The organism is Argonema galeatum A003/A1 (assembly GCF_023333595.1).
Lineage (GTDB): Bacteria > Cyanobacteriota > Cyanobacteriia > Cyanobacteriales > Aerosakkonemataceae > Argonema > Argonema galeatum.
In genome coordinates this window covers 171,382-194,589 of the sequence record NZ_JAIQZM010000011.1, presented here as the reverse complement: position 1 = coordinate 194,589, position 23,208 = coordinate 171,382, and the positions used below count along the sequence as shown (strand labels likewise).

Annotated in this window: 17 protein-coding genes; 4 read left to right on the top strand and 13 right to left on the bottom strand. The window is 45.2% G+C overall.

Features of this window, described 5'->3' with window-relative positions; translation table 11 throughout:
* Positions 1–43: 43 nt before the first annotated feature.
* The 6 genes from LAY41_RS14455 to treS form a co-directional block, all read right to left on the bottom strand.
* Entirely contained in the window at positions 44–643 is a 600-nt protein-coding gene (locus LAY41_RS14455) for a nucleotidyltransferase family protein (protein ID WP_249098814.1), read from the bottom strand.
* Between the two features lie 191 nt (positions 644–834).
* The gene (locus LAY41_RS14450) at positions 835–2,007 is read right to left on the bottom strand and encodes an XdhC family protein (protein WP_249098811.1); all 1,173 of its coding nucleotides are present in this window, start codon (positions 2,005–2,007) and stop codon (positions 835–837) included.
* Between the two features lie 49 nt (positions 2,008–2,056).
* Entirely contained in the window at positions 2,057–4,264 is a 2,208-nt protein-coding gene (locus LAY41_RS14445) for a xanthine dehydrogenase family protein molybdopterin-binding subunit (protein WP_249098809.1), read from the bottom strand.
* 189 nt (positions 4,265–4,453) lie between these two features.
* On the bottom strand, positions 4,454–5,437 hold the full coding sequence (locus tag LAY41_RS14440) for an FAD binding domain-containing protein (protein WP_249098805.1): 984 nt from the start codon (positions 5,435–5,437) through the stop codon (positions 4,454–4,456).
* Between the two features lie 263 nt (positions 5,438–5,700).
* A complete protein-coding gene (locus LAY41_RS14435) occupies positions 5,701–6,201 on the bottom strand; it encodes a (2Fe-2S)-binding protein (protein WP_249098802.1) in 501 nt (166 codons plus the stop codon).
* Between the two features lie 184 nt (positions 6,202–6,385).
* The gene (treS, locus tag LAY41_RS14430; RefSeq protein WP_249098798.1) at positions 6,386–9,706 is read right to left on the bottom strand and encodes a maltose alpha-D-glucosyltransferase; all 3,321 of its coding nucleotides are present in this window, start codon (positions 9,704–9,706) and stop codon (positions 6,386–6,388) included.
* Positions 9,707–10,038: 332 nt separating this feature from the next.
* Here treS and malQ point away from each other — a divergent pair, with 332 nt between their 5' ends.
* From malQ to LAY41_RS14415, 3 genes are all read left to right on the top strand, one after another.
* Complete coding sequence (gene malQ / locus LAY41_RS14425) at positions 10,039–11,556, top strand: 4-alpha-glucanotransferase (protein ID WP_249098795.1); 1,518 nt, start codon at positions 10,039–10,041, stop codon at positions 11,554–11,556.
* A 180-nt stretch (positions 11,557–11,736) separates the two neighbouring features.
* Complete coding sequence (locus LAY41_RS14420; protein ID WP_249098792.1) at positions 11,737–12,012, top strand: hypothetical protein; 276 nt, start codon at positions 11,737–11,739, stop codon at positions 12,010–12,012.
* Positions 12,002–12,229: a hypothetical protein gene (locus LAY41_RS14415; protein WP_249098789.1), complete on the top strand. Its 228-nt coding sequence runs from the start codon at positions 12,002–12,004 to the stop codon at positions 12,227–12,229. Before LAY41_RS14420 ends, LAY41_RS14415 begins: the two co-directional genes overlap by 11 nt.
* Before the next feature lie 57 nt (positions 12,230–12,286).
* Here LAY41_RS14415 and LAY41_RS14410 read toward each other — a convergent pair whose 3' ends face one another.
* Positions 12,287–12,655, bottom strand: a complete 369-nt coding sequence (locus LAY41_RS14410) for an aspartyl protease (protein WP_249098787.1) — start codon at positions 12,653–12,655, stop codon at positions 12,287–12,289.
* The gene (locus LAY41_RS14405; RefSeq protein ID WP_249098785.1) at positions 12,652–12,969 is read right to left on the bottom strand and encodes a hypothetical protein; all 318 of its coding nucleotides are present in this window, start codon (positions 12,967–12,969) and stop codon (positions 12,652–12,654) included. Before LAY41_RS14405 ends, LAY41_RS14410 begins: the two co-directional genes overlap by 4 nt.
* Before the next feature lie 232 nt (positions 12,970–13,201).
* Between LAY41_RS14405 and LAY41_RS14400 the strand changes: the two genes are divergently transcribed.
* Positions 13,202–14,074 (top strand): SIMPL domain-containing protein, encoded by an 873-nt coding sequence (locus LAY41_RS14400; protein WP_249098782.1) that lies wholly within the window; start codon positions 13,202–13,204, stop codon positions 14,072–14,074.
* Here the strand turns inward: LAY41_RS14400 and LAY41_RS14395 are convergent.
* The 5 genes from LAY41_RS14395 to LAY41_RS14375 all read right to left on the bottom strand — a co-directional run bounded on the left by LAY41_RS14395 (position 14,059) and on the right by LAY41_RS14375 (position 23,096).
* Positions 14,059–17,784 carry a hydantoinase B/oxoprolinase family protein gene (locus LAY41_RS14395; protein ID WP_249098779.1) on the bottom strand — a complete coding sequence of 1,242 codons (3,726 nt, stop codon included), beginning with the start codon at positions 17,782–17,784 and terminating at the stop codon, positions 14,059–14,061. The genes LAY41_RS14400 and LAY41_RS14395 overlap by 16 nt on opposite strands.
* A gap of 750 nt (positions 17,785–18,534) precedes the next feature.
* Positions 18,535–20,121 (bottom strand): DHA2 family efflux MFS transporter permease subunit, encoded by a 1,587-nt coding sequence (locus LAY41_RS14390; RefSeq protein WP_249098776.1) that lies wholly within the window; start codon positions 20,119–20,121, stop codon positions 18,535–18,537.
* Positions 20,122–20,225: 104 nt separating this feature from the next.
* Entirely contained in the window at positions 20,226–21,566 is a 1,341-nt protein-coding gene (locus tag LAY41_RS14385) for a cytochrome P450 (protein WP_249098774.1), read from the bottom strand.
* A 41-nt stretch (positions 21,567–21,607) separates the two neighbouring features.
* A complete protein-coding gene (locus tag LAY41_RS14380; RefSeq protein WP_249098771.1) occupies positions 21,608–22,870 on the bottom strand; it encodes an MFS transporter in 1,263 nt (420 codons plus the stop codon).
* A gap of 37 nt (positions 22,871–22,907) precedes the next feature.
* Complete coding sequence (locus tag LAY41_RS14375) at positions 22,908–23,096, bottom strand: hypothetical protein (protein ID WP_249098768.1); 189 nt, start codon at positions 23,094–23,096, stop codon at positions 22,908–22,910.
* Positions 23,097–23,208: the final 112 nt, after the last annotated feature.

Genomic DNA, 23,208 nt, shown 5'->3' with positions numbered 1-23,208 from the left:
ATTTAAAATAGCGCGGCATCGCAACAACATACCTGAGAAAGCACTAGCAATTTTCAACTAAGTTTTGAAGCTGCTTGTATTCTGCTGGTGTATCAATATCAACTGTACCTTCTGAAAAAGGAATTGAAAATACTTGATGTTTGTAGTTTTTAATGACTTTTTTGGCACCTTCTGCACCGTTCAAATTCATTAAATTAGGGAAAAAGCTGCTGCTAAATAAAGCGGGTACACCCAAATTACCCGCATATTTCGATGCAATAATTGGTTTGCCTGTGGTAAAATAAGTTTCAACCAATTGATTCACGAGTTGAGTTGATATAAAAGGTTGATCGCACAAAGTTATGACTACCGCTTCAGGTTTTTCAGCAACAGTATCTAACGCTTGAATGCCAACCTGAATTGAGGAACTCATTCCCTCATTCCATCGGTAATTTTCTACTATTTGGATTGGATATTGGCTAATTTCCGGTTGAATTTGTTCGGCGTAAGCTCCTAAAACAACGATAATGGGATGACAGACGGAAGCGACAGCAACTTCTACTGTATAAGATAATAAGGTATGTTCCCGATAAGGTAATAGTTGTTTCGGTATCCCCATACGAGTAGACGATCCTGCAGCGAGAATTAGAATAGCAACAGTCATTCGATTTTAGAGTTTATATTTTAGATTTTAGATTGATATCATGTCCTTACGCATCTGTTACCTAAAAAATTCCTGTTCTTATTCTTATCTGCGTGTATCTGCGTACATCTGTCTACCCTACGGGAAGGCTTCGCCTACATCTGCGGTAAAATTTTAACCACCGATGACAACAGACAATTTGACAATATCACTCATATACCAAAAGAACCGGAAATCGTCAAAATTTGGCTTGTTCGATCGTACTGCTTTTGCACGTGAATAGGTGCTTTGCGGTTGCGTAAAAAGCCACCCGAACGCTCTGCCATAACGGCTTTAATTTCTGCTATAATTGCTAAAGCAATTTCTAGTGGCGTTTCAGCACCAAGATCGAGGCCAACTGGAGCATACAGACGGTTAAGTTGTTCTGAATCTAGCACAAATCCTATTTGCTGTAAGTCTTGAAGTAATTTTTTGGTTCTGTTTCTCGCACCGAGAATGCCGATGTAAGGTAAGGGAGAGGGAATCAGGGTTTGTAAGATGTCGCGATCGCACAAATAATTATGCGTCATCACCACAGCAGCAGTGTGGCAATCTAGAGTCAGGTGCGATCGGACCTCTTCTGGATGGCAGATTACGATCGCATCTGCTTCTTGAAAGCGAGCTGATGTGGCATAAGCAGCGCGGCGATCGATTATCGTTACATCCCAACCTAACTCTTTTGCCAAACGCACAACGGGGATAGCATCGTCACCTGCACCAAAAACTACCAGCGATACGGGGGGGTGAATTACTTCAATCAACACTTCTGCTTCGGTGTTTTCCCATTGGTATGATTTGATTTGCGATGTTCTCCCATGTTTAAGTGCTTCTCTTGCATTTTCAATTATGTTTTTAGCTAATTTTGCATCTTCAACTTGATTGATTAGCGTACCGCTTTCATTTAAGAAGATGCCAGAGGTAATCTTGGTAATGTTACTCTGAAATACAGTTGCCATAACTCCCCGTTGTCGCAAGTGGAGACAACAAGATAAAAATGCTAATTGTTCTATGTTGAACTGGGATTGAAGCGGTTCAATTAATACCTGGATGATGCCATTGCAACCCATTCCCAAACCCCAGAAAATATCCTCATCTGAGGTAGTGTCGTAGGTAACGACTGTGGGTATACCAGTAGCGATGACTTCCTTGGCCCGATCGCAAACATCATCTTCCAGACATCCGCCGCTAATTGCACCTACTCTATAACCATCTTCGGTAATCAGCATTCTTGCACCGGGACGGCGATAAGCTGAACCTTTGACTTTTACAACGGTGGCAAGTACGGCATTTTTATGATTCCGTTGTATGTCTGCAAATGCGTCGATAATTGCCTGTAATTCATTCATTTTTTTAGTCAATTATGCAATCAACAGCGAACAAGCTACAACGAACGATCTAAAGCAATTTATCTGGTGTAATTGGCAGATCGCGAATGCGTTTGCCAGTGGCGTGATAAACAGCATTTGCTATTGCGGCGATAATTCCGGTTATGCCAACTTCACCCGCACCTTTTACGCCAATAGGATTTACGTGGGTGTCTACTTCATCTATAAAATAGATATCAATTGGGGGAATATCGGCGTTGACGGGAAGGTGATACTCGGCTAAATTGTCATTCACAATTCGTCCCGTGTGCGGATCGGTGATGGTTTCCTCGTGCAATGCCATACCGATGCCCATGATCGTGGCACCGCTTATTTGCGATCGGGCCGTCTTTTCGTTTAAAATCCGTCCTGCCGCAAACGCCCCCACTACGCGGGTAAGACGCACCTCACCCAACTCAGGATCGACCCGCACCTCGACAAAATGCGCCCCGAAAGAACACTTGGCAAATTCCTCTTCTTCTTGCGGTTTGGCATCAAAGCTGGCATCAATCTGTTGGAGATTGTGGCGTGCCAAAACTGCCTGATAAGTTTCCCCTTTAGCTGAATCGTTCTTAACAAAAATGCGTTCTTGTGATGTTTCGATGTCCGTTTCGGGAACTGCGTAAAGGGGAGAATTCGGGTCTTTTTGCGCCAACGCCAGCACCTTTGCCCGGACTGCCTTTGCCGCGCCATGCACCGCAGTCCCGACACTAGCAGCAGTACCCGAACCGACAGTACCGGGCGATCGCGCTAATTCCGTATCCCCAAACTCAAACCGCACCTTCTCCACCGGCACACCCAGCACATCCGCCGTCAGTTGCGCCATTACCGTTGCCGTTCCCGTGCCGATTTCCTGGGAACCGCTTTGCACCACAACGCTGCCATCTGCGAAGATACGTGCAATGGCAGAAGCGGGAAAATGTTCCATCGGGAAACAAGCACTCGCCATACCCATACCAATCAGATAACGATCGTCTCGCATAGAACCCGGTTCTGGGGTGCGGCGCGACCAACCAAATTTTTCTGCCGCCAATGCGTAACACTCTTTGAGGGATTTACTCGACCAGGGAACTTGCCGTGCGGGATGTACTTCAGCGTAATTGCGAAGTCGCAACTCGATCGGGTCAAGCTTGAGGGCCCAGGCAAGTTCATCCATTGCCGATTCTAGGGCAAATGTCCCCACACTTTCCCCCGGTGCCCGCATAATGGTTGGCGTTCCCTTATTTAGGGGCACTACACTTTGCGCTGTCCGCAGGTTGGGAACGGCGTACATCGTGCGGGAAGTTGTGGTAAAGGTTTCCACAAATTCGTCAAATATGGAAGTCTGGGAAATGCCCTGATGAATCAGCGCTGTAAGACGACCGTCTGGAGTTGCACCTAATTTTATCTGCTGTTCCGTTTCGCTACGATGTCCGACTAATCCAAACATTTGTTCGCGAGTGAGGACAATTTTCACCGGACGGCAAAACTGGCGGGCAGCGATCGCAGCTAAGGGAGTATGCGCCCACAGCCCGTATTTACAACCAAACGAACCACCGATAAACTTGCATAGCACGCGCACGTTTGCGTGCGGGATGCCCAACATCTTTGCCAATCCCTCACGCATACCGAAGATATACTGGGTGGAATCGTAAACGGTGAGGTTTTCTCCCTCCCAAACCGCTGCTGTGGCGTGGGGTTCCATCGGATTGTGATGTTCGGTAGGGGTGGTGTAGGTCGCTTCTATTTTTACCTCTGCTTTGGCAAATTCGGCATCCGCATCGCCTAGCGCGAATTCTACGGTGAATTCAACGAATTTTTTGATAGGATATGCCCGGTTTCTTTCTTTTCCCATCTCGGTTAGAGGTGTTTCCACTTCATAATCAACTTTGACGAGAGAAGCAGCGTAGGTAGCGCGTTCTAGGGTATCGGCGATCGCAACGCCAATTGCTTGACCGCTGTAGTGAATGGTGGGATTTTGCAAAGGTGCAAGTTTTTCTCCCGCAGCACCTTCGTGACCGAAGTTCGGACGGGCGTAGAGTTTGGGCGCATCCAAGTGGGTGATTATCCCAATTACGCCGGAGGATTTTTGGGCAACGCTGGTGTCGATGTGTTTGATGCGACCGCGTGCGATCGTGCTGGTAATTATGACGCCATAAGCGATATTCTCTAGAGGAATTTCGCCAGAGTATTTGGCGTCACCTGTGACTTTCAGGCGACCGTCAACTCGATTTATGGGTTTGCCAATTGTTTGATTCATATCATGTCCTTACGCATCGGTTACTAAAAAATTTGTGTTCTTATTCTTATCTGCGTTCATCTGCGTTCATCTGTCTTCATCTGCGGTAAAAATTTAACCAACGATAACAACAGACAATTTGACGATATCAGATGTTTTTTTGACGAACCGCGAAGACGCGAAGAGAAGAGAAAAGATTTGATCGATGTTTTAAGATTTCTCTGTTGCATTTATCAATGCCCGAACGATCGCACGTTTTGCCATTTCGACTTTAAATTGATTGTGTCGGTATGGTTTGGCCTCCCTGATGGTTGCTGTAGCAGCAGCGGTGAAGGTTTCTTGGATGGGTTTGGCACCGACTAAAATATCTTCTGCGACTAATGCCCGCCAAGGTTTATGGGCAACTCCACCTAATGCTATTCTTGCTGCTTTAATTGTGCCATTCTCAATCTCAAGGGCAGCAGCAACGGAAACTAGGGCAAAAGCGTAGGAAGCGCGATCTCTAACTTTGAGATAGTGATAGTTTTTGGCAAAGGGTGAGTTTGGTAAATCGATAGCGACGATCAGTTCATCTTGTTCTAGTACGGTATCTCTTTCTGGTATGTCTCCAGGTAAACGGTGAAAGTCTGCGATGGGAATAGTGCGATCGCCATTTGAACCCGCCACGCGCACTCTAGCATCTAGCGCCGCCAGTCCCACGCACATATCAGAAGGATGGGTGGCGATGCACTTGTCGCTTGCCCCAAAGATAGCGTGAATGCGGTTATATCCCTCAATTGCGGCACAACCGACACCGGGATCTCGTTTGTTGCAAGGTGCTGCAATATCCATAAAATAGTAGCAGCGCGTTCTCTGCATCAAATTGCCGCCGACTGTTGCCATGTTGCGGAGTTGCGGCGATGCCCCTGCCAGGATAGCTTGGGAAAGGAGGGGGTAATGCGATCGCACTTCTGGATGATATGCTAAATCGCTATTCCTTACTAACGCCCCTATTCGCAAACCATCGGAATTTATTTCAATTTCGGATAATGGTAATTGGGTAATATCAACAAGTCGATCTGGTTGCGCTACTTCTACTTTCATCAAATCGATTAAGTTCGTGCCACCCGCAATAAATTTGGCGCTTTGACGATTGGCAACTCCCTGAATAGCTGTGTTTTGATTCGTGGCACGCACGTAACTGAATGGTTTCATATTTTATATCGTGTTTGGTTACATCTTTAGTACATTAGTGATATCGTCAGATTGTCTGTTGTCATCGTTGGTTAAATTTTTACCGCAGATGAAGAGGGATGAACGCAGATGAACGCAGATAAGAGAAGAACGGATGGTGTGTTAGCGGTTCAAGAATTTCGCGTCTTTCGGAATTATTATGCTAATGTTCAAAATAAACATTTTGTAGTAGCACGGCATAATTTAAATCTTGGTATGACCGAGATATTGATGACGCTGTGCTACTACGACCGCATATTTGACTCGAAAGAACCCATTTGGCGAACCTCTTGAATAGCGGCAACAATACCGGGATAAGCGCTGCAACGACAGATATTCCCACTCATACACTCTTTGATTTCGGCATCGTCACTGGGGCATCCTTCAGCTAAAAGACCAACGGCAGACATAATTTGACCGGGAGTACAATATCCACACTGAAACCCATCGTGTTTAATGAAGGCAGCTTGCATTGGATGCAGTTCTTCACCCTTCGCCAGTTCTTCAATTGTGGTAATTTCAGTTTCTTGATACATGACGGCAAGTGTCAGGCAAGAGTTGATGCGCCGTCCATCAACTAACACTGTACAAGCGCCACACTGACCGCGATCGCAACCCTTTTTAGTCCCGGTCAGTCCAATTTTCTCTCGTAACGCATCCAGTAATGTGACACGCGGGTCAATTTGCAAGGTATGTTGGGTGCCGTTGACCTTCAAAAGCAAAGTTAAGTTGTCGGAATTGAGCATAATATAGCTAGGGACTAGGGGCTAGGGGCTAGGGACTAGGGGAAGAAGTGTTTAGAATCCGCCAACGTTTCAGGAATTGAGAATGTCTTAATCGCCTTGGCGGTTGCTATAAATGCGATCGACCTCCACATGAACAAAATAAAAATAAAACTTAGGGTGTCTGCAACACACCTACATCTATTACTTAAAGCTGAAGTAAACGCTGTAGTTGAATCTCCACCCTATCTGGGCGATTGTTGAGTTCGTAGCCCAAATCGTAGATAATTTTCTCCAACAAATACCCATCCAGCAACACTTGCAGTTCTTGCTGATTTTTTGGTAAGAAGCTATCTTTACCTGCAACTTCTAGATAGGAATTAAGAAAAGCAGCACTCACCCATTTGTACCAAAAGGTACTCCAAGCTTTCATCACGGGAAGATTGTCAGGGCGAATCGTACCGCTTTCTATTTCGCTGCGGAGTGCAATGCTAGCAGCATAATAGAAAGATTGCAACATTCCAGCTACATCTCGTAGGGCCGATCGCTTCATGCGTCGTTCGCTCAAAGTGCGAGTCGGATCGCCTTCAAAATCAATGATAATGAAGTCATTACCCGTGTAAAGCACTTGTCCTAAATGATAATCTTCATGATAGCGGGTACGCATCGCCGTAATCTTTTCGTTGAGGATTAACTGGAAGCGTCCCAGAAATTCTTCTTGGCGATTGAGGACAAGATGCCCCAATTCTTGGGTGTCGGGTGGTAAGGATTTCAATCGTTTTTTCAACAACAAAAATACTTGTCCCGTCAGGTTGCGTGCATACTGGTAGATAGAACGCTGGTAAAATGTTGAGAAGGGTTCTGGGGCAAAGTTGGGATTTTCTCGATCGGAAGCTAAAGCAACATGAAGTTCGGCGGTTGACTGACCCAAAAGTTGCGCTAAAGCTAGGTAGGGACCGATCGTTTGGTTTGCTAATGGGGGAATATCCGTTCCCTGTAAATCTAACAGGGAAACTGCGGGAATGGGTACTTCGGTAATTTCTGTTTGCTGGGTAGTAATGCGATCGAAGTAGTCGCGCAGACTATCGAGGGTATAGTCCCAGCTATTCCGGGCATCTTGGACATATTCTTGCAATATCGCCACTGTAATTGCTTCGGTTTTTGAGCGACGATACTCCAGATATCCGGTGATAGGGGTAAAGTGTTTCAAAAGTTTTTTCTCACCCAGGAAGCGCCGGATCTCCAGATCTGGGTTAACGCCTTCCTCAACTTTGCGGAAGAGTTTGAGGATAAAGCGATCGCCATAAACTACAGAAGTATTCCTATGTTCTCCTCGCATAAGATTTGTTTCGAGGTGAATATTTAAAGCTTCTGGAGGAAATAGATCGGTTGTAGTCGCAACCAGTTCTCCTACCATTCCCCGGTAGGAACTATTGTGGACAATTCCAGTCAGCAGGGAGGTAAGAAAATTCTTGTCCGCTATAGCATCGAATAATACCCCAATTTCATCTTTTCCTTGCAACTGAAGACGTGCGATCGCACACGCGCTGCTTTCCGCCAAAAAATGTATTGCTGATTCGCCTTCTGCGTAAGATAGGAAGAGTTGATAAGTTTGGGCTTCTCCTTGGATATACTCGATTCGGAATAGAATTATCCTAGCTTCTTTATCTTTATAGGATATCGGGATCGCTTCCACGATCTGTGCATTAGAAATAGTTCTGTCTTTGTGAGTAAACCAGGCACAGGTATACAGATAATCCGACAGAATAGACTCCAGATTCGCTTTCAATTCTGGTTGGGAAAAAACATTCGGCCACTTGCCGCTGACAGCTAAAGTCGGTAACTGTGTTTGCGGTTTCGGTAGCTGGTTTAAGTTAAGTTGAGGTTTGAGAGTAAACCAATAAAATGCGTAAGGACTAATGCTGATGAAGTAGGGCGAATCGCCAATGGGTGGGAACTGAGTGCGACCAAAAATTTCAACTGGCATTACGCCTTTAAAGGGTGATAAATCTAGTTCCACCGTTTGCACAAAGCGCGATAAATTCGCCACCACCAAGATGCGTTCGTCACCGTAGGTGCGGGTGAAGGCAAGCACTTTGCGGTTTTCTGGATGCAGGAATTCAAAAGTTCCTTTACCCAATGCTTGGAAACGCTTGCGGGTTGCCATCAGGCGTCTCATGAAATGCCAGAGAGAATTGGGGTTACTCCGTTGTGCCTCTACGTTGATTGCTTCGTAGTGATATTCTGACTCAACAATGACTGGTAAAAATAGCTTATGGGGGTTGGCGCGACTGAAACCGGCATTGCGATCGCCAGTCCACTGCATGGGGGTGCGGACGCCATTGCGATCGCCTACGTAAACGTTATCTCCCATACCAATTTCATCCCCGTAGTACAGGACGGGAGTTCCTGGGAGTGACAGCAGCAAGCTATTGAGTAATTCGATCTGACGGCGATCGTTACTCAACAGCGGCGCTAGTCGGCGGCGAATGCCCAAATTTATTCTCATGTCCGCATCTTGGGCATAAACGCGATACATATAGTCCCGATCTTCGTCAGTCACCATTTCCAGGGTGAGTTCGTCGTGGTTACGAAGGAATAATGCCCACTGACAGTTATCGGGAATGGTAGGAGTTTGTTTGAGGATGTCGATAATGGGGAAACTATCTTCCATCCGCAGGGACATGAACAAGCGAGGCATGAGGGGAAAATGGAAGTTCATGTGACACTCATCCCCCTCCCCGTAATATTGTGCCGCATCTTCAGGCCATTGATTCGCCTCAGCTAGCAGCATCCGGTTTGGGTATTTGGCGTCTGTGCGCGATCGCAGTTGCTTCAGAAAATGATGAGTTTCTGCCAGATTCTCGCAATTAGTTCCTTCCCGTTCGTACAGATAAGGAACCGCATCCATACGTAACCCATCTACCCCCATATCCAACCAAAAATCGAGAACTTCAAACACCGCTTGACGCACAGCAGGATTGTCATAATTTAGATCTGGTTGATGGGAGTAGAAGCGATGCCAGTAATAAGCTTTGGCAACAGAATCCCAAGCCCAATTAGATGTTTCAAAATCTTTGAAAATTATCCTCGCTTCCTCGTATTTTTCCGGGGTATCGTTCCAAACGTAAAAATCTCGTTCGTTACTGCCCTTGGGTGCCCTACGCGCCCGCTGAAACCACGGATGCTGGTCAGAAGTATGGTTAATAATTAACTCAATAATTACGCGAATATCCCGCTGATGAGCTGCTGACAAAAAGTCTTTGAAATCTGACAACGTGCCATAAATCGGGTTGACATTGGTGTAGTCGGCAATATCGTAGCCATCATCCCGTAACGGCGAAGGAAAGAAAGGCAGCAACCAGACTGCGGTGATTCCTAAATCTTGCAGGTAATCCAGTTTTTCGGTTAGCCCCCGAAAATCGCCAATGCCATCAGCGTTACTATCGGCAAAGGCGCGAACGGGCACTTCATAAATGATGGCGTTCTTAAACCACAGGGGGTCGTCATTTAATGTTAAGTTCTGCATTTTGTCCACAGTCAATTTTGGATTTTAGATTTTAGATTTTGGATTTTAGATTTGAGTCTGTCACGCTAGGTGACGTAACTTTTATAGCCGTACTTTCTCATTATCCGGCCTTTTGACCTATTTTAAGCTGCGATCGCGTCGGGCACATCTCACTAACGGTGGAAATTGTCTTTCCAAGTCCCGTAGTTAAGTAGGTGGGCATAATTAAACGTAAAACTGCCGCGCCCTTAGAAACCCGGTTTCTGGTTGTTCACTGAGATCTATCTAAAGTATTATAGAAATCCTTTGCTTCAAGCGCTATTGTTAACTTTTGGACAATATAAAAAATTGCCATGAGTTTTCAACGATCCAGTGGAATTTTGTTACACCCGACCAGTCTGCCAAGCCGATTTGGGATTGGCGATCTGGGAAAATCGGCTTACGAATTCGTAGATTTCTTAGAGAGAAGCGGTCAAAAGTTGTGGCAAGTTCTGCCGCTGGGGCCAACAGGGTACGAACATTCGCCTTATACGATGAACTTTAGCGCCTTTGCCGGAAATCCTTTACTTATTAGTCTTGACATATTAGCAGAAGAAGGCTTATTAAGCGCCGACGATCTGACAGCGCTACCGTCAAGTCCAGACCAAAATCCTAATATGGTTGATTTCGATAAAGTCATCTCCCACAAATCTAAATTTCTCAGACTTGCTTACGATCGCTTCCGGCAATCTTTAAGCAACAAACGCCATACAGAATTTGAACAATTTTGTCAAGAGCAGTCTGATTGGCTGGATGATTACGTTCTGTTTATGGCGTTATCGGAAGCGAACTTTGGCAAGAGTTGGAATTATTGGGAAAAAGCGATCGCGCGCCGGGAACCAGACGCCCTGAAAGCCCAAGCTGAGGTTTTGCAAGACAGCATCACGTTCCAGAAATTCTTGCAGTTTAAATTTTTTGAACAATGGAGAAAACTGCGGGAATATACCAATAATAAAAATATTAAAATAATTGGCGATGTTTCTATTTATGTTTGTCATAACAGCGCCGAGGTTTGGGGAAATCCAGAGATTTTTAAACTAGACCCGGAAACGTTAGAACCGGCATTTATAGCTGGTGTTCCCCCAGATTATTTCAGCGCCACCGGACAGTTGTGGGGAAACCCAGTCTATAACTGGGATGAATTGCAAAAAACTAACTATGCTTGGTGGATAAAGCGATTTAAGGCAACGCTGCAATATGTAGACATAGTTCGTATTGACCACTTCCGAGGATTTGAAGCGTACTGGCAAGTTCCGGCAGGGGAAGAAAATGCTATTAATGGTGAGTGGGTAAAAGCGCCGGGAGTAGAATTCTTTGAAACTCTCGGCACTACTTTAGGAAATATTCCAGTATTGGCAGAGGATTTAGGTATTATCACACCGGAAGTTGAAGAATTGCGCGATAGTTTCGACTTTCCCGGTATGCGTATCTTGATGTTTGCCTTCAGCGAAGGTTCTGACAACGCTTATTTACCGCACAATTATGTAAAAAACTGCGTAGTTTATACCGGCACTCACGACAACGATACAACATTGGGTTGGTGGAAGCAAGCCAGTTCAGCAGAGAAGGAATTAGTCGCTAAATACCTTGGTTATTCAGATCCCGAAGAAATTAAAGAAATTAATTGGTTGATGATTCGTGTATCTTTGGCTTCAGTAGCCGACTTAGCGATCGTCCCACTCCAAGATATTTTAAGTTTGGATAATAGCGGGAGAATGAACGACCCCAGTAAAATTCCCGGTAACTGGCGCTGGCGCTACGAAACATCCGAAGTTATTACCAAAGAATTGTGCGATCGTCTTTTAGAGCTTACCCAACTTTACAGCCGATAATCTTTAGCCCTAGCCCTGTCAGATATGTTGTTGCGCTTCAGCGCTATCTTAAAGAGCGCTGAAGCGCAACAACGTACCAATTTGACATTAAATCTATAATTTGCTATTCTAAATAATTAGGTATAATTGGTATTTTTTGCTTGACAGTAATCTGTACACTGCTTGCTAAAGGAGGATGTCATGCAGACCTCTCACGATCCATATAGCAACAATAGAAAAAGTTCATGGAAAGGTTCTACATCTAGTCCGATTTGTGATCGGTTGAGTGCGATCGCCTACAGCATGGACGCTCTAATTCCAGGCTTTTATCTTTGGTTTGGCTCCCTCAAAATACGCATCGGTGGTAGTGAAGCTGAAGAAACTTATCCGGGTACAATTCATAGTTTTGCTGGGATGGCGTTAGTATTACCCGGTTATCGGATATATAGTACCTATCAAGGGAGTTATGACCCTTGATAAACACACCATCCAAGGCATTCCCCCAATTTCAGCTAAAACTTTACCTGTAGCTGATTTTGAACAATTGATGGTAAATGCTGGCTATATCAGAATTGGATCTGCACCAGCAAAAGGAAATCGAGTTAAGGTTTGGTGGAGCCATCCGACTTTCCCTAGAGTTGAATCTATCTACAGTTCTGATATGCAAGTAGCGATAACGGCTTACCACGTTTAGGAAGCGATCGCACTTTTGATCTGGTGGGGGTTGGGGAGTGCGATCGCTTTTTCCTATTTACCCCAGCGTCAGCACACCTGCGACAAAATTCACAGTCAGTGGCAGCATTTTCAACCATTGCAAACCCAGTAGAGATTCGGGAATACCTCCTCCCGCCAAAACGGGAATAATGTACTCTTGTCCATCCAGTACAACTCTTCCCTCATATATGTCAAAATACTCCCATCCCCGTGCCGTCTGCATTGTCCGATTACGTTCAATCACAGACCATCCTAAACTTTCAGCATCTTGGGTATCAAGTGCCAGCCAGCCTGTCGTAAACCCTGTATCTAGTAACACTTCTACAGTAAATCTTTCTCCATCAGCTGCAATTAAATCAATTTCAAAAGTTAGCTCGCCGATATCACCAAACCTACCTGAAATCATATCATCCCACAGGCTCCTGTCTCATTGATTCGGAAAGTAACGAGCCAGCCACTAGGATAATTTTGACGCGCTTTTTGATTCGCTACTTCTTCATCGGGATCGATAAAATAATCACCGCTATTTGGCTCAATAATAATGAACCAGTTGTAATGGTCATTTATCAATTGCGGGCTAACTTGTTCAAAAGCTACCCGACTCCGCTGACAGCGTGCTTGTTTTTCAGCTTCGCGTCTGGCTAGTTCTTCTGGCGGGATCGTGTATTCTGGAAATAGCCTACCTCGACGACGAGGGCGTTTTGGTGTTGTTTGAGTCATGGCTTGCGTTGCTTATTTAACTTTGCGTTTAGTTTTTATTGTATCAAGGTTTAGGGTTTATTTCTAAGCGATAGCGTCCGCACTGAAATAGTAGGAGGTGCGATCGCAGTGGCGGAATTATTGGCGATCGAACGCGAATGTTCGTAACTTAACCTTGCTTATTGTGTCAAAATCTGGTTCTATATCAGAAAGATCTATTAATTTTGATGACACAAAAGGAGATTCCCTCGCAATGAAAAGAATGGTTATCCCGACGCTGATGTTGGCTACGCTCACTATGGGGCTTGAGATAACAACACCTAAAATAGCTTTGGCTGAAAGCTTGGCTAATACTACAAACAGCGATCGTCGCGTCGCCCAGATGTTTTTTCCCTCTGTAAATAACCGTCGCGCTATAATGGTTTTAGGCCAAGGACAAGTGAGTATCCCAGCAGAAACGGCGCGTATTGAATTCACATTTAACAGCAACGATCCTTCTGAGCCTCCACCCCTTCCATCGCTACCATCGCTAACGCAACAATCAGAAGAAAATACACCGTCCGAGGTTCAACCAACAGTAGAGCCGCTAACAAAAGAAAGACTAAAACCTATAGTCGATGCCCTAATCGCGATCGGCGTACCAGCTAACGCGATCGAGGTGAGCAGTAGCAGTAGCAGCTCGAGTTCATTTCCGTTCCCCTTCCCGGCGAGTGAGGGCGGTACCAAAGTGCTGGTGAAAGCGGACAACCCAACTCGCGATCGCATACAACAAATCGTAAATACAGTTAACGAAGCGGCTAGCAAAAACGGCAAGCTTGTTGTCGGGAGCGTGAATGTGCGATATGCGATGAAAGACTGTCAGACTTTAGTGAGAGCGGCTTACCAAGCAGCCGTGAAAGACGCTCGCAACCGAGCTGAGGCGATCGCCCAAGCAATAGGAGTTCGACTTGGCATCCCATCTGTATCCGAGTCATTTATTTACGATCTTTTCGTTCCCTTATGCAGCGAAACATCAGAACTTCCTTCTTTTTTACCATTTGGTAATAATACAACACCATACGATCCCAATGCTTCTACAGAAGTACGCCTGAGAAGAGACATTTTTGTTACCTATCCGATCAAATAACCCCCACCCCCAGGAGTTTCTATTACAAATACATCACCAAAATTCATTTCCACAACAGCAGTGCTTCCCAATTTTTCCACACTTCCATCGCCACGCAGCACATAATTTCTCCCCACAGCACCAGCTTCACCACCCAGCAACCCAAAAGGCGCAACAACCCGACGCCCCGATAATATTCCCGCAGTCATTTTTTCGCGGAAATGAATGCGGCGAATTACCCCATTTCCGCCACGATGACGCCCATTTCCACCACTATTGGAACGAATAGAAAAACTTTCCAAAACTACAGGAAATCGCCATTCTAAAACTTCTGGATCGGTGAGGCGGGAATTTGTCATGTGAGTCTGAACCGCATCGGTGCCATCGAAATCAGCACCAGCACCAGAACCGCCGCAAATCGTTTCATAATATTGATATGTTTCATTTCCAAACGTGAAATTATTCATCGTTCCCTGAGAAGCTGCCATTACTCCCAAAGCACCGTACAAAGCATCGGTAATTGCCTGGGAAGTTTCCACATTTCCCGCAACTACGGCAGCAGGATAACGCGGATTCAACATACAACCTTCGGGAATGATAATGTCTAAAGGTTTGAGACAACCTGCATTGAGGGGAATATCATCATTTACCAATGTGCGAAAAACGTATAAAACTGCTGCTTTGCACACTGCTGCTGGTGCGTTGAAGTTGCTATTTAGTTGTGGTGAAGTGCCAGTAAAATCAATCTTGGCGCTGCGAGTGGATTTGTCGATCGCAATTGCAACTTGAATTTGACTACCATTATCCAAAGGACAGGTAAAACTGCCATCTTTCAGCACATCGATAACGCGACGCACCGACTCTTCAGCATTATCTTGCACAAATCCCATGTAAGCTTGTACTGTTTCTAACCCGTAATGTTCCACCATCTTGAGGAGTTCTTGCACGCCGCGTTCGTTGGCAGCAATTTGTGCTTGTAAATCGGCTATATTTTGGGCAGTGTTACGCGCTGGATAAGTGCCAGATCTGAGTAGTTCCAGTAGTTCTTTTTCGCGGAAATGTCCTTGTTCTACTAATTGGAAATTATCAATTAATACACCTTCTTCTTCTACGGTTGTGCTGTTGGGCGGCATCGAACCAGGAGTAATGCCGCCGATGTCTGCGTGATGTCCGCGTGAGGCAACGTAGAAAAGGGGGGGAGTGGGAGAGGGGGAGAGTGGGGGAGTGGAAGAGATACCAAAAACAGGGGTAATTACGGTGATATCGGGTAAGTGAGTGCCGCCGTTGTAGGGATTGTTCAAAACATAAACATCGCCAGGTTTGATATTATTGCTATGAGCATCAATAATACTTTTAACGCTTTCACTCATGGAACCGAGATGCACTGGAATGTGTGGGGCGTTGGCGATTAATTGCCCATTTCCATCAAAAATTGCACAGGAAAAATCTAGGCGTTCTTTGATGTTGACTGAGGAGGCAGTATTTTGTAACGTGATGCCCATTTGTTCTGCGATCGCACGAAACAAATTATTGAAAATTTCCAGCATAACTGGATCGGAACGATTTGGGATTTTGCGCGAAGTGGGCGTCTTGGCGGTTCCCGTCACGATGCCCACCTTCGCAAGAGAGGATTTTGGATTTTGGATTGATAATTGCAAATCCGCTGAACGCTTCAAAATTAAATGATTGCGCTGGGTTAATTCCGCTTGCCAACCCGGTTCTATGACATTTGTGCCAATTGCTTCTACGATTATTGCAGGGCTAGAAATGCAGTCTCCCGGTTGCAAATCCTCCCGTTTATAGACAGGCGTTTCGCACCAAGCATCTGCCGTCCACATCTGCACAGTAGCTACCGAAAAGGGAGATTCAGTTGTTTTACGCACAATTACAGGTTCTTCCGGCACATCAGTTTTCGCCACCACTTCAACCGAAACCGCCTCAACAATCAATGCCTTTTCTGACACAATGAAACCGTAACGCTGCCGATGTACCTCCTCAAATTCCTGCCTCATCGCTGCAATATCGCCAAAATCAATAATTAGCGACGAATCCGTGCCCTCATATCGCAACGCCACCTTGCACAACACGGATTCGGAAGACGGATGCACGGATTTTGTTGTGCGGTTCAATTCCTTGTTCGCCTCCGCCGTCAACTCCGCCAAAATCGGTTTCAACGATCGCAACAAATCCTCACTCAAAGAAGCCTCAACTGCCTTTTCCCGGATCGCACGCACATCCGCTAAGCCCATACCATAAGCGGATAACACACCCGCGTAAGGATGGAGAAACACCTGCTTCATCCCCAAGGCATCGGCAATTAAACAAGCGTGTTGTCCCCCCGCACCGCCAAAACAACACAACGTATATTCGGACACATCATAACCACGCTGGAGGGAGATTTTTTTAATCGCGTTAGCCATTTTATCAACTGCGATCGCCAAAAACCCCGCCGCCACCTGTTCGGGTGTGCGATCGCCAATTTCAAGAGCAAACTTCGCGAATTTCTGCCGCACAACCTCTACATCCAGAGGCAAATCGCCATTTTGTCCAAATACTTTCGGGAAAAACTCAGGCTGCAGCTTGCCCACCATCACGTTGCAATCCGTCACCGTCAGCGGCCCACCCTTGCGATAACAAGCGGGGCCGGGATTTGCGCCAGCCGACTCAGGCCCTACGCGATAACGCGAGCCATCAAAGTATAGAATCGAACCACCACCCGCAGCCACCGTATGAATCGCCATCATCGGTGTCCGCAGTCTCACCCCTGCCACTTCCGTCTCAAATGTGCGTTCGTATTGTGGCGCAGGCGCAGGCGCAGGCGTCCCCGCCTGCGCCTGCGAAGCGTAATGTGCAACGTCGGTGGAAGTGCCACCCATATCGAAACTGATAATGTTATTCAAACCTGCCATCAAACTTGTTTGCACAGCACCGACAATTCCCCCCGCAGGGCCAGATAAAATGCTATCTTTGCCTTGAAATAGTTGTGCATCGGCAAGTCCACCATTGGACTGCATAAACATTAATTTGGTATTACCCAACTGACTGCTAACCCGATTTACATATCGCCGCAAAATAGGGGAAAGATAGGCATCGACAACAGTGGTATCGCCGCGACTGACAAGCTTCATCAAAGGGCTGACTTCTTGGGATACGGATACTTGAGTAAAACCAATTCTGCGTGCAATATCTGCGACTTTTTTCTCGTGTTTGGGATAGCGATAACCGTGCAGAAACACAATTGCACAGCTGCGAATTCCTTCAGAATAAGCTTGTTGTAAAGACCGGATATATCCTGTTTGTACCGGGATTAATTCATGACCCTGTGCTAAGTAGCGTTCTTCTACTTCGATGACTCGATCGTAGAGCATTTCTGGCAGTACAATATGACGAGCGAAGATATCGGGGCGGTTTTGATAGCCGATGCGGAGGGCGTCTCGGAAACCTTTGGTGATGAGTAGCACTGTGCGATCGCCTTTTCGTTCCAGCAGCGCATTCGTCGCCACCGTAGTTCCCATTTTGACAACTTCAATCTCATCAGCTGGAATGGGTGCATCACCGGGGATTCCCAAGATATCGCGAATTCCCTGTACTGGTGCGTCTGTATAGCGTTCTGGATTCTCCGACAGCAGCTTATGAATAACCAGCTGTCCATCGGGACGCCGCGCCACTATATCAGTAAAAGTACCGCCTCGATCGATCCAGAATTGCCAACCACTATTTTTTGAATACATGACTAGGAATAATCAACCTAATTTACTGATAAAAATTATTATAGTGCTTTTTACTGTTGCTTCTATAATATTTTTATTTTATGTGGGGTTGACTATAGCTGAATGGCACTAAGTTAAGCAAAATTTGCTGCCCAGATCCCCGACTTCTTCAAGAAGTCGGGGATCTAGATCCAGCTTATCTTAGTACCATTCGACTATAGCTATTTCTATCACAGGAAGTAATATCATGTCCTGTAGCATCGATTGCCACAGAAAAATCGCTCTCTTATCTGCGTTTATCTGCGTTTATATGTCTACATTTGCGGTAAAAATTTAACCCCCGATGACAACAGACAATTTCCGTATTATTCTTACACTACCGATGCAACCGGACACGATATAATTATTCCAATGTAGGTGTTTTTATATATACAAACGCAGTTCCACACAGATAGTATCCATATATAGCAACCGACGAAAGTCGGTTAGGGCAACTCCAACTCTTACCTCTGGTTCATAATCCCTGACGGAGTAACCTTTTCCCTCTTCCCTCAACGCTCGCCCCTAGCAACAGCGGTTCCCGCTGTTAAGAGGTACAGTATGCGAAGGGGAAGGGCGAAGCATTCCGGTATTTCATCTTTGCTGATTACCAATAAATCATCTGCCGGAATGCGGAGCCCCTACTTAAAATGTACTTCATTACAGCGGTTCCCGCTGTATATCTGTATTGATTTTCCAATGTGAAATCTGAAATTGAAAATCAGGTAATTTTTAATGTGCAGCAGCACCACCACCAGGCTTCACCTTTTTACAGAAAAGCAGAGCAATACCGCTCACCAATAAAGCGATACCGACAAAGTAAAAACCATCGTTGTAAGCCATTACGTAAGCTTCGCGACGGACTATATTGCTAATGGAAGCGATCGCACGATTGTGAGCCGTACTGGCATCGCTGCCTTGACTGATAAAAAATTGAGTAAGCTGGTCGATCCGCTGCTGAGTTTCTGGGTTAAATAACGATACAGATTCTCCAATACGATTCGAGTGAAACTGTTCTCGGATCGTCAGTAGCGTTGATAAAATTGCAATCCCAATTGAGCCTCCCATATTCCTCAGCATATTAAACAAAGCTGACGCAGAACCAGCTTGTTCTCTTTCTATGTTTCCCGTGGTAATAGAGGTGAGTGGCACGATCATTATAGGTTGTCCGACAGCGCGAACTAACTGCGACCACCGCAGTTCATCTATGCCTGTATCGTGAGTCATGTGCGAGTTCATAAAACAGCTTACCGCAAACAAACTAAACCCTACCGCAGCTAAAAAACGAGAATCGAAGCGCTGCATGAGTTTGGGCACGAATGGAATTAAAAATAATTGCGGCATACCAGACCACATAATTACTTCGCCAATTTGCATGGCGGTATAATCTTGAATTTGGCTGAGATATAAAGGCAAAATGTAGACCGAACCGTATAATCCCAATCCAAGGGTAAGTCCGGCTATACTGCCGAGGCCAAAGTTGCGGCGCAGTAACAAGCGCAGATTGATAAAAGGTCGCTTGCTAGTTAACTCAATCCATAAGAAAAGGGACAAAAATACTACAGCAAGAATAGCTAATTGCCTGATTTCTGGAGAACTAAACCAATCTTTGCGGTTACCTTCTTCTAAAAAGATTTCCATCGACCCCAAGCCGATCGCCATCGAAAAAATGCCCAACCAGTCACCCTGTTTCAATTGCTCCAACTTCAACGGCTGGGGGGAAATTGCATACCAAACAGCAGCCACTAATAGTATCCCCGGAACTATATTTAAGTAGAAGTTGTACTGCCAGCCAAAGTTATCGGTCAGCCATCCCCCTAACGTCGGGCCGATCGATGGCGCAAAGGTGGCTGTAATCGAAAACAACGCCATACCGATCGGTTGTTTTACTGGCGGTAAAGTTGTCAGCACAATTGTAAAAGCTATCGGAATCAAAATGCCGCCTGTGAATCCTTGCAAAGCGCGGAACAAAATCATCATCTGTAGATTCACAGACCAAGCGCAGCAAACTGAAAAGAAGATAAACAGAATGGCATTGACAAGCAGATACCGACGCACAGAAAACACTTGCGATAACCACCCTGTTAGCGGAATCACCACCACTTCGGCTACCAAATAGGCGGTGGAAATCCAGGAACCTTCCTCCAAAGTCGCACCCAGTGCCGCCTGAATTTCCTGGATAGAGGAGTTGGTAATTTGAATATCCAGAACCGCCATGAATGCCCCCAACATTGCACCCATAAGACCGATCCAGGTTTTCAAGGGTACTTCCTGGGATGGAGACTTTTCGCGTTGTTCGATCGCACCTCTATCGCTCATAGCAGTAAATTAGTTAAAGAAACTTTTTTGAAAGGCACAGAGAAAGAGAAATCCCATAAATAAGCTTACCCTCTTCGGAAGGTGGGCATTGCCCACCTTACTTGCTAACGTTTTTTGAGCGTTACTTTAATGCCATATTCCGGTCGCAAAGTAATCGAAGGTTGAGGTACGATCGCGTAATCCGGCACTATACTCAGTTCAAACTTTTGGGCAATTGTCGCCAGTAATAAAACCGCTTCCATCAACGCAAATCCTTTACCAATGCAAACGCGCGGCCCATCTCCAAACGGAAAATAAACCCCTTTGGTCAGCCGCTTTTCCAAATCATTAGCCCAGCGTTCCGGTTGAAACTTTTCTGCTTCTTCAAAATAGCGAGGACTGCGGTGCATCACCCACTGACTCATCATAATATTGCATCCAGCAGGCACTTGATATCCACCAATTTCACAGTCTTGAGAAGCCTCTCTAGCCATAGTCGATACGGGTGGATATAGGCGCATAGCTTCCTTGATTACCATATCGGTGTAGCGCAATTTCGGGATATCTGCCACAGTGGGAGAGCGATCTTCAAGAACTTCCTTTAACTCTTGTAGCAATTTGTTTTGTACTTCTGGATGCTGAGATAAAAGCATCCACGTCCAAGACAAAGTATTTGCTGTAGTTTCGTGTCCTGCTAACATCAGCGTTGCTACTTCATCTCGCAATTGCTTGTCTGTCATCTGAGCGCCATCATCTTCATCTTTTACCTGCATCAACATTGACAGCAGATCTCCTGGCTCTTCGCCACTGGCACGCCGTTGACTAATGATATCGTAAATGCTTTTATCCATTTTCTGAATAGCATTTCGGTAGCGGATATTTTCCGGTCTGGGAAACCATTCTAGGACGAAGTAACCTTGCTTGCGTTTACTTTCAAACCAGTGCATCGTCACATCGAGAGCATGAGCTACTTCTTTAGCTGTTCCCTCAGTAACATCCTCATTAAATAGGCACTTCATCACAATGTTTAAAGTCAGACGCATCATGTCATCGTGTACATTGCGAGTTTCGCCATTTTGCCAGGTATCAAGCATTTGTCCGGTATAGTCAACCATTATTTGTCCATAACCAGCTATGCGCTTCTGGGAAAATACTGGTTGAATTAGGCGTCGCTGACGATACCAGTAGTCTCCTTCACTACTGAGCAGTCCTTCGCCCAACAAGGTTCGCAGGGTACGCAATCCCTTAGATTTAACGAACAAAATGCGGTCTTTTAGCACTTGCTCGATATACTCAGGCTTGGTTAAAAAACAGGCTGGTGTTAAGCCTAAACGCAGCGGTACAATATCACCGTATTCACCCGCACACTTGGTCAAAAAGCCCAGCGGATCTTGACCGAGATCGGCAAGGTTGCCTACGATAGAATTTCCTTCGGGGCTAGGTAATTCAAAAATGTCTTGACTCATGTTTTGTTCTCTCAACTAGATTTTATTTTCTAAAAATCTACCTAACGGATTATGCCGAGTTTAGCATATATTGGGCGAACTAATTGCCTTAACGCGGGAAGCTGTTTGGCAAAAATGGCAGAACCTAAAATACAAAATATTCCGGCGATCGTTAATGTATAGCTAGCACCAATTTTTTCAGCCAATGCACCGGCGAATAGATTGCCAAACGGGATTGTTGCAAATGCCATTATGTAAAGACTCATAACTCTGCCGCGTTTATCGTCATCAACAATCGTTTGCAAGAATGTGTTACAACAGGTAAATTCTACAATTGAACCAAAGCCAATTAAAAACATCATTAAAAAAGAAAACCAGAAAGTGTGCGATTGAGAAAAACCAATCAGACCAATTCCCCAAATTATAGGAGACAACACCATCAATTTTTCTATTCCAAGTATGCTTTGACGCGAACTGAGATAAATACCAGCCATAAAAGCACCGACTCCTGAAGCCGCCATCAGAAAACCCAGAGTATCCGCACTACCATGCATAATTTTTGTAGCAAAAACAGGTACAAGAACTATATAAGACGTTCCCATGAAACTGACTAAAGCCAACAGCATTAAGATTGCCCGAATGGGTGGGAAGCTAAAAGAATAAACAAATCCCTCTTTTAATCTTTCCCAAGGACTATTCGTTAAAACTGATATTTCTTTGGGCTTGATATTCATCGCTAAAAAAGATGCGATCGCGGCAATAAAACTGATACCGTCAATCAGAAAACATACGCCTGAACCAACAGCGGCTATCAGCAGACCCGCTATAGCTGGCCCGATTAATCGGCCACTGTTAAAGAGGGTAGAATTGAGTGCGATCGCATTCCCCAAATTTTCCTTATTATCTACCATTTCTACCACAAAAGCCTGACGAGTTGGCATTTCCAAAGCACTGACTATGCCTTGAAAAATGCTCAAAATTATTATATGCCAAATATGAATCATCCCTGTGAGTGCCAAAAATGCTAGCACAAAAGACTGGCTCATCAAAAGTATTTGCGTAATCACCAAAAGCCGATGACGGTTCCACCGATCTACAAAAATTCCCCCCAGAGGAGCTAGGATAAAGTTGGGAATTTGACTGGCAAATCCAACTAGCCCCAGAAAGAGGGAGGAGTCTGTCAACTGATAAACCAGCCAGATTGTGGCAACTTGTGTAATCCAGGTACCAATTAGAGAAATACCTTGCCCCATGAAAAAGAGGCGATAGTTTCTCGAACTGAACGCACGCAGCATCAGCCTGAATCTGGTAGGATCGATTTTCATTGACATTTACCTTATTTAATCGCTTTACGGTATTTTTTCACTGCGAATCATCATACTGATGGCATATTTTCAAGTCTTCTGCCTCTGTCAGTGCAGACTTTATATCCGCAAAGGGGCTACACCAAAAATATTCCTTAACCATGCTATCCCTGACGGCGAGAGAATCGTACACCACATCGTAAACGGCATAAAGCTCCTGCCTATCCCAAATCGTTATTTTTAACATACAATTAAGGTAACTTCTAGTGGAGAACAGTTATGTCAAAGGACAAGGGCAATAAAGAAACTAAGAAGGCGAAAAAAGAATCTGATGGTACTAAGAAGGAGAAGAAAGACCC

Coding starts and splice junctions, on each gene's coding strand:
- LAY41_RS14450 (WP_249098811.1), bottom strand. CDS start 2,007: ATGAATGAATTACAGGCAATTATCGACGCATTTGCAGACATACAACGG.
- LAY41_RS14390 (WP_249098776.1), bottom strand. CDS start 20,121: ATGAGCGATAGAGGTGCGATCGAACAACGCGAAAAGTCTCCATCCCAG.
- LAY41_RS14380 (WP_249098771.1), bottom strand. CDS start 22,870: ATGAAAATCGATCCTACCAGATTCAGGCTGATGCTGCGTGCGTTCAGT.
- LAY41_RS14385 (WP_249098774.1), bottom strand. CDS start 21,566: ATGAGTCAAGACATTTTTGAATTACCTAGCCCCGAAGGAAATTCTATC.
- LAY41_RS14400 (WP_249098782.1), top strand. CDS start 13,202: ATGAAAAGAATGGTTATCCCGACGCTGATGTTGGCTACGCTCACTATG.
- LAY41_RS14415 (WP_249098789.1), top strand. CDS start 12,002: ATGACCCTTGATAAACACACCATCCAAGGCATTCCCCCAATTTCAGCT.
- malQ (WP_249098795.1), top strand. CDS start 10,039: ATGAGTTTTCAACGATCCAGTGGAATTTTGTTACACCCGACCAGTCTG.
- LAY41_RS14435 (WP_249098802.1), bottom strand. CDS start 6,201: ATGCTCAATTCCGACAACTTAACTTTGCTTTTGAAGGTCAACGGCACC.
- treS (WP_249098798.1), bottom strand. CDS start 9,706: ATGCAGAACTTAACATTAAATGACGACCCCCTGTGGTTTAAGAACGCC.
- LAY41_RS14440 (WP_249098805.1), bottom strand. CDS start 5,437: ATGAAACCATTCAGTTACGTGCGTGCCACGAATCAAAACACAGCTATT.
- LAY41_RS14420 (WP_249098792.1), top strand. CDS start 11,737: ATGCAGACCTCTCACGATCCATATAGCAACAATAGAAAAAGTTCATGG.
- LAY41_RS14445 (WP_249098809.1), bottom strand. CDS start 4,264: ATGAATCAAACAATTGGCAAACCCATAAATCGAGTTGACGGTCGCCTG.
- LAY41_RS14395 (WP_249098779.1), bottom strand. CDS start 17,784: ATGTATTCAAAAAATAGTGGTTGGCAATTCTGGATCGATCGAGGCGGT.
- LAY41_RS14375 (WP_249098768.1), bottom strand. CDS start 23,096: ATGTTAAAAATAACGATTTGGGATAGGCAGGAGCTTTATGCCGTTTAC.
- LAY41_RS14410 (WP_249098787.1), bottom strand. CDS start 12,655: ATGATTTCAGGTAGGTTTGGTGATATCGGCGAGCTAACTTTTGAAATT.
- LAY41_RS14455 (WP_249098814.1), bottom strand. CDS start 643: ATGACTGTTGCTATTCTAATTCTCGCTGCAGGATCGTCTACTCGTATG.
- LAY41_RS14405 (WP_249098785.1), bottom strand. CDS start 12,969: ATGACTCAAACAACACCAAAACGCCCTCGTCGTCGAGGTAGGCTATTT.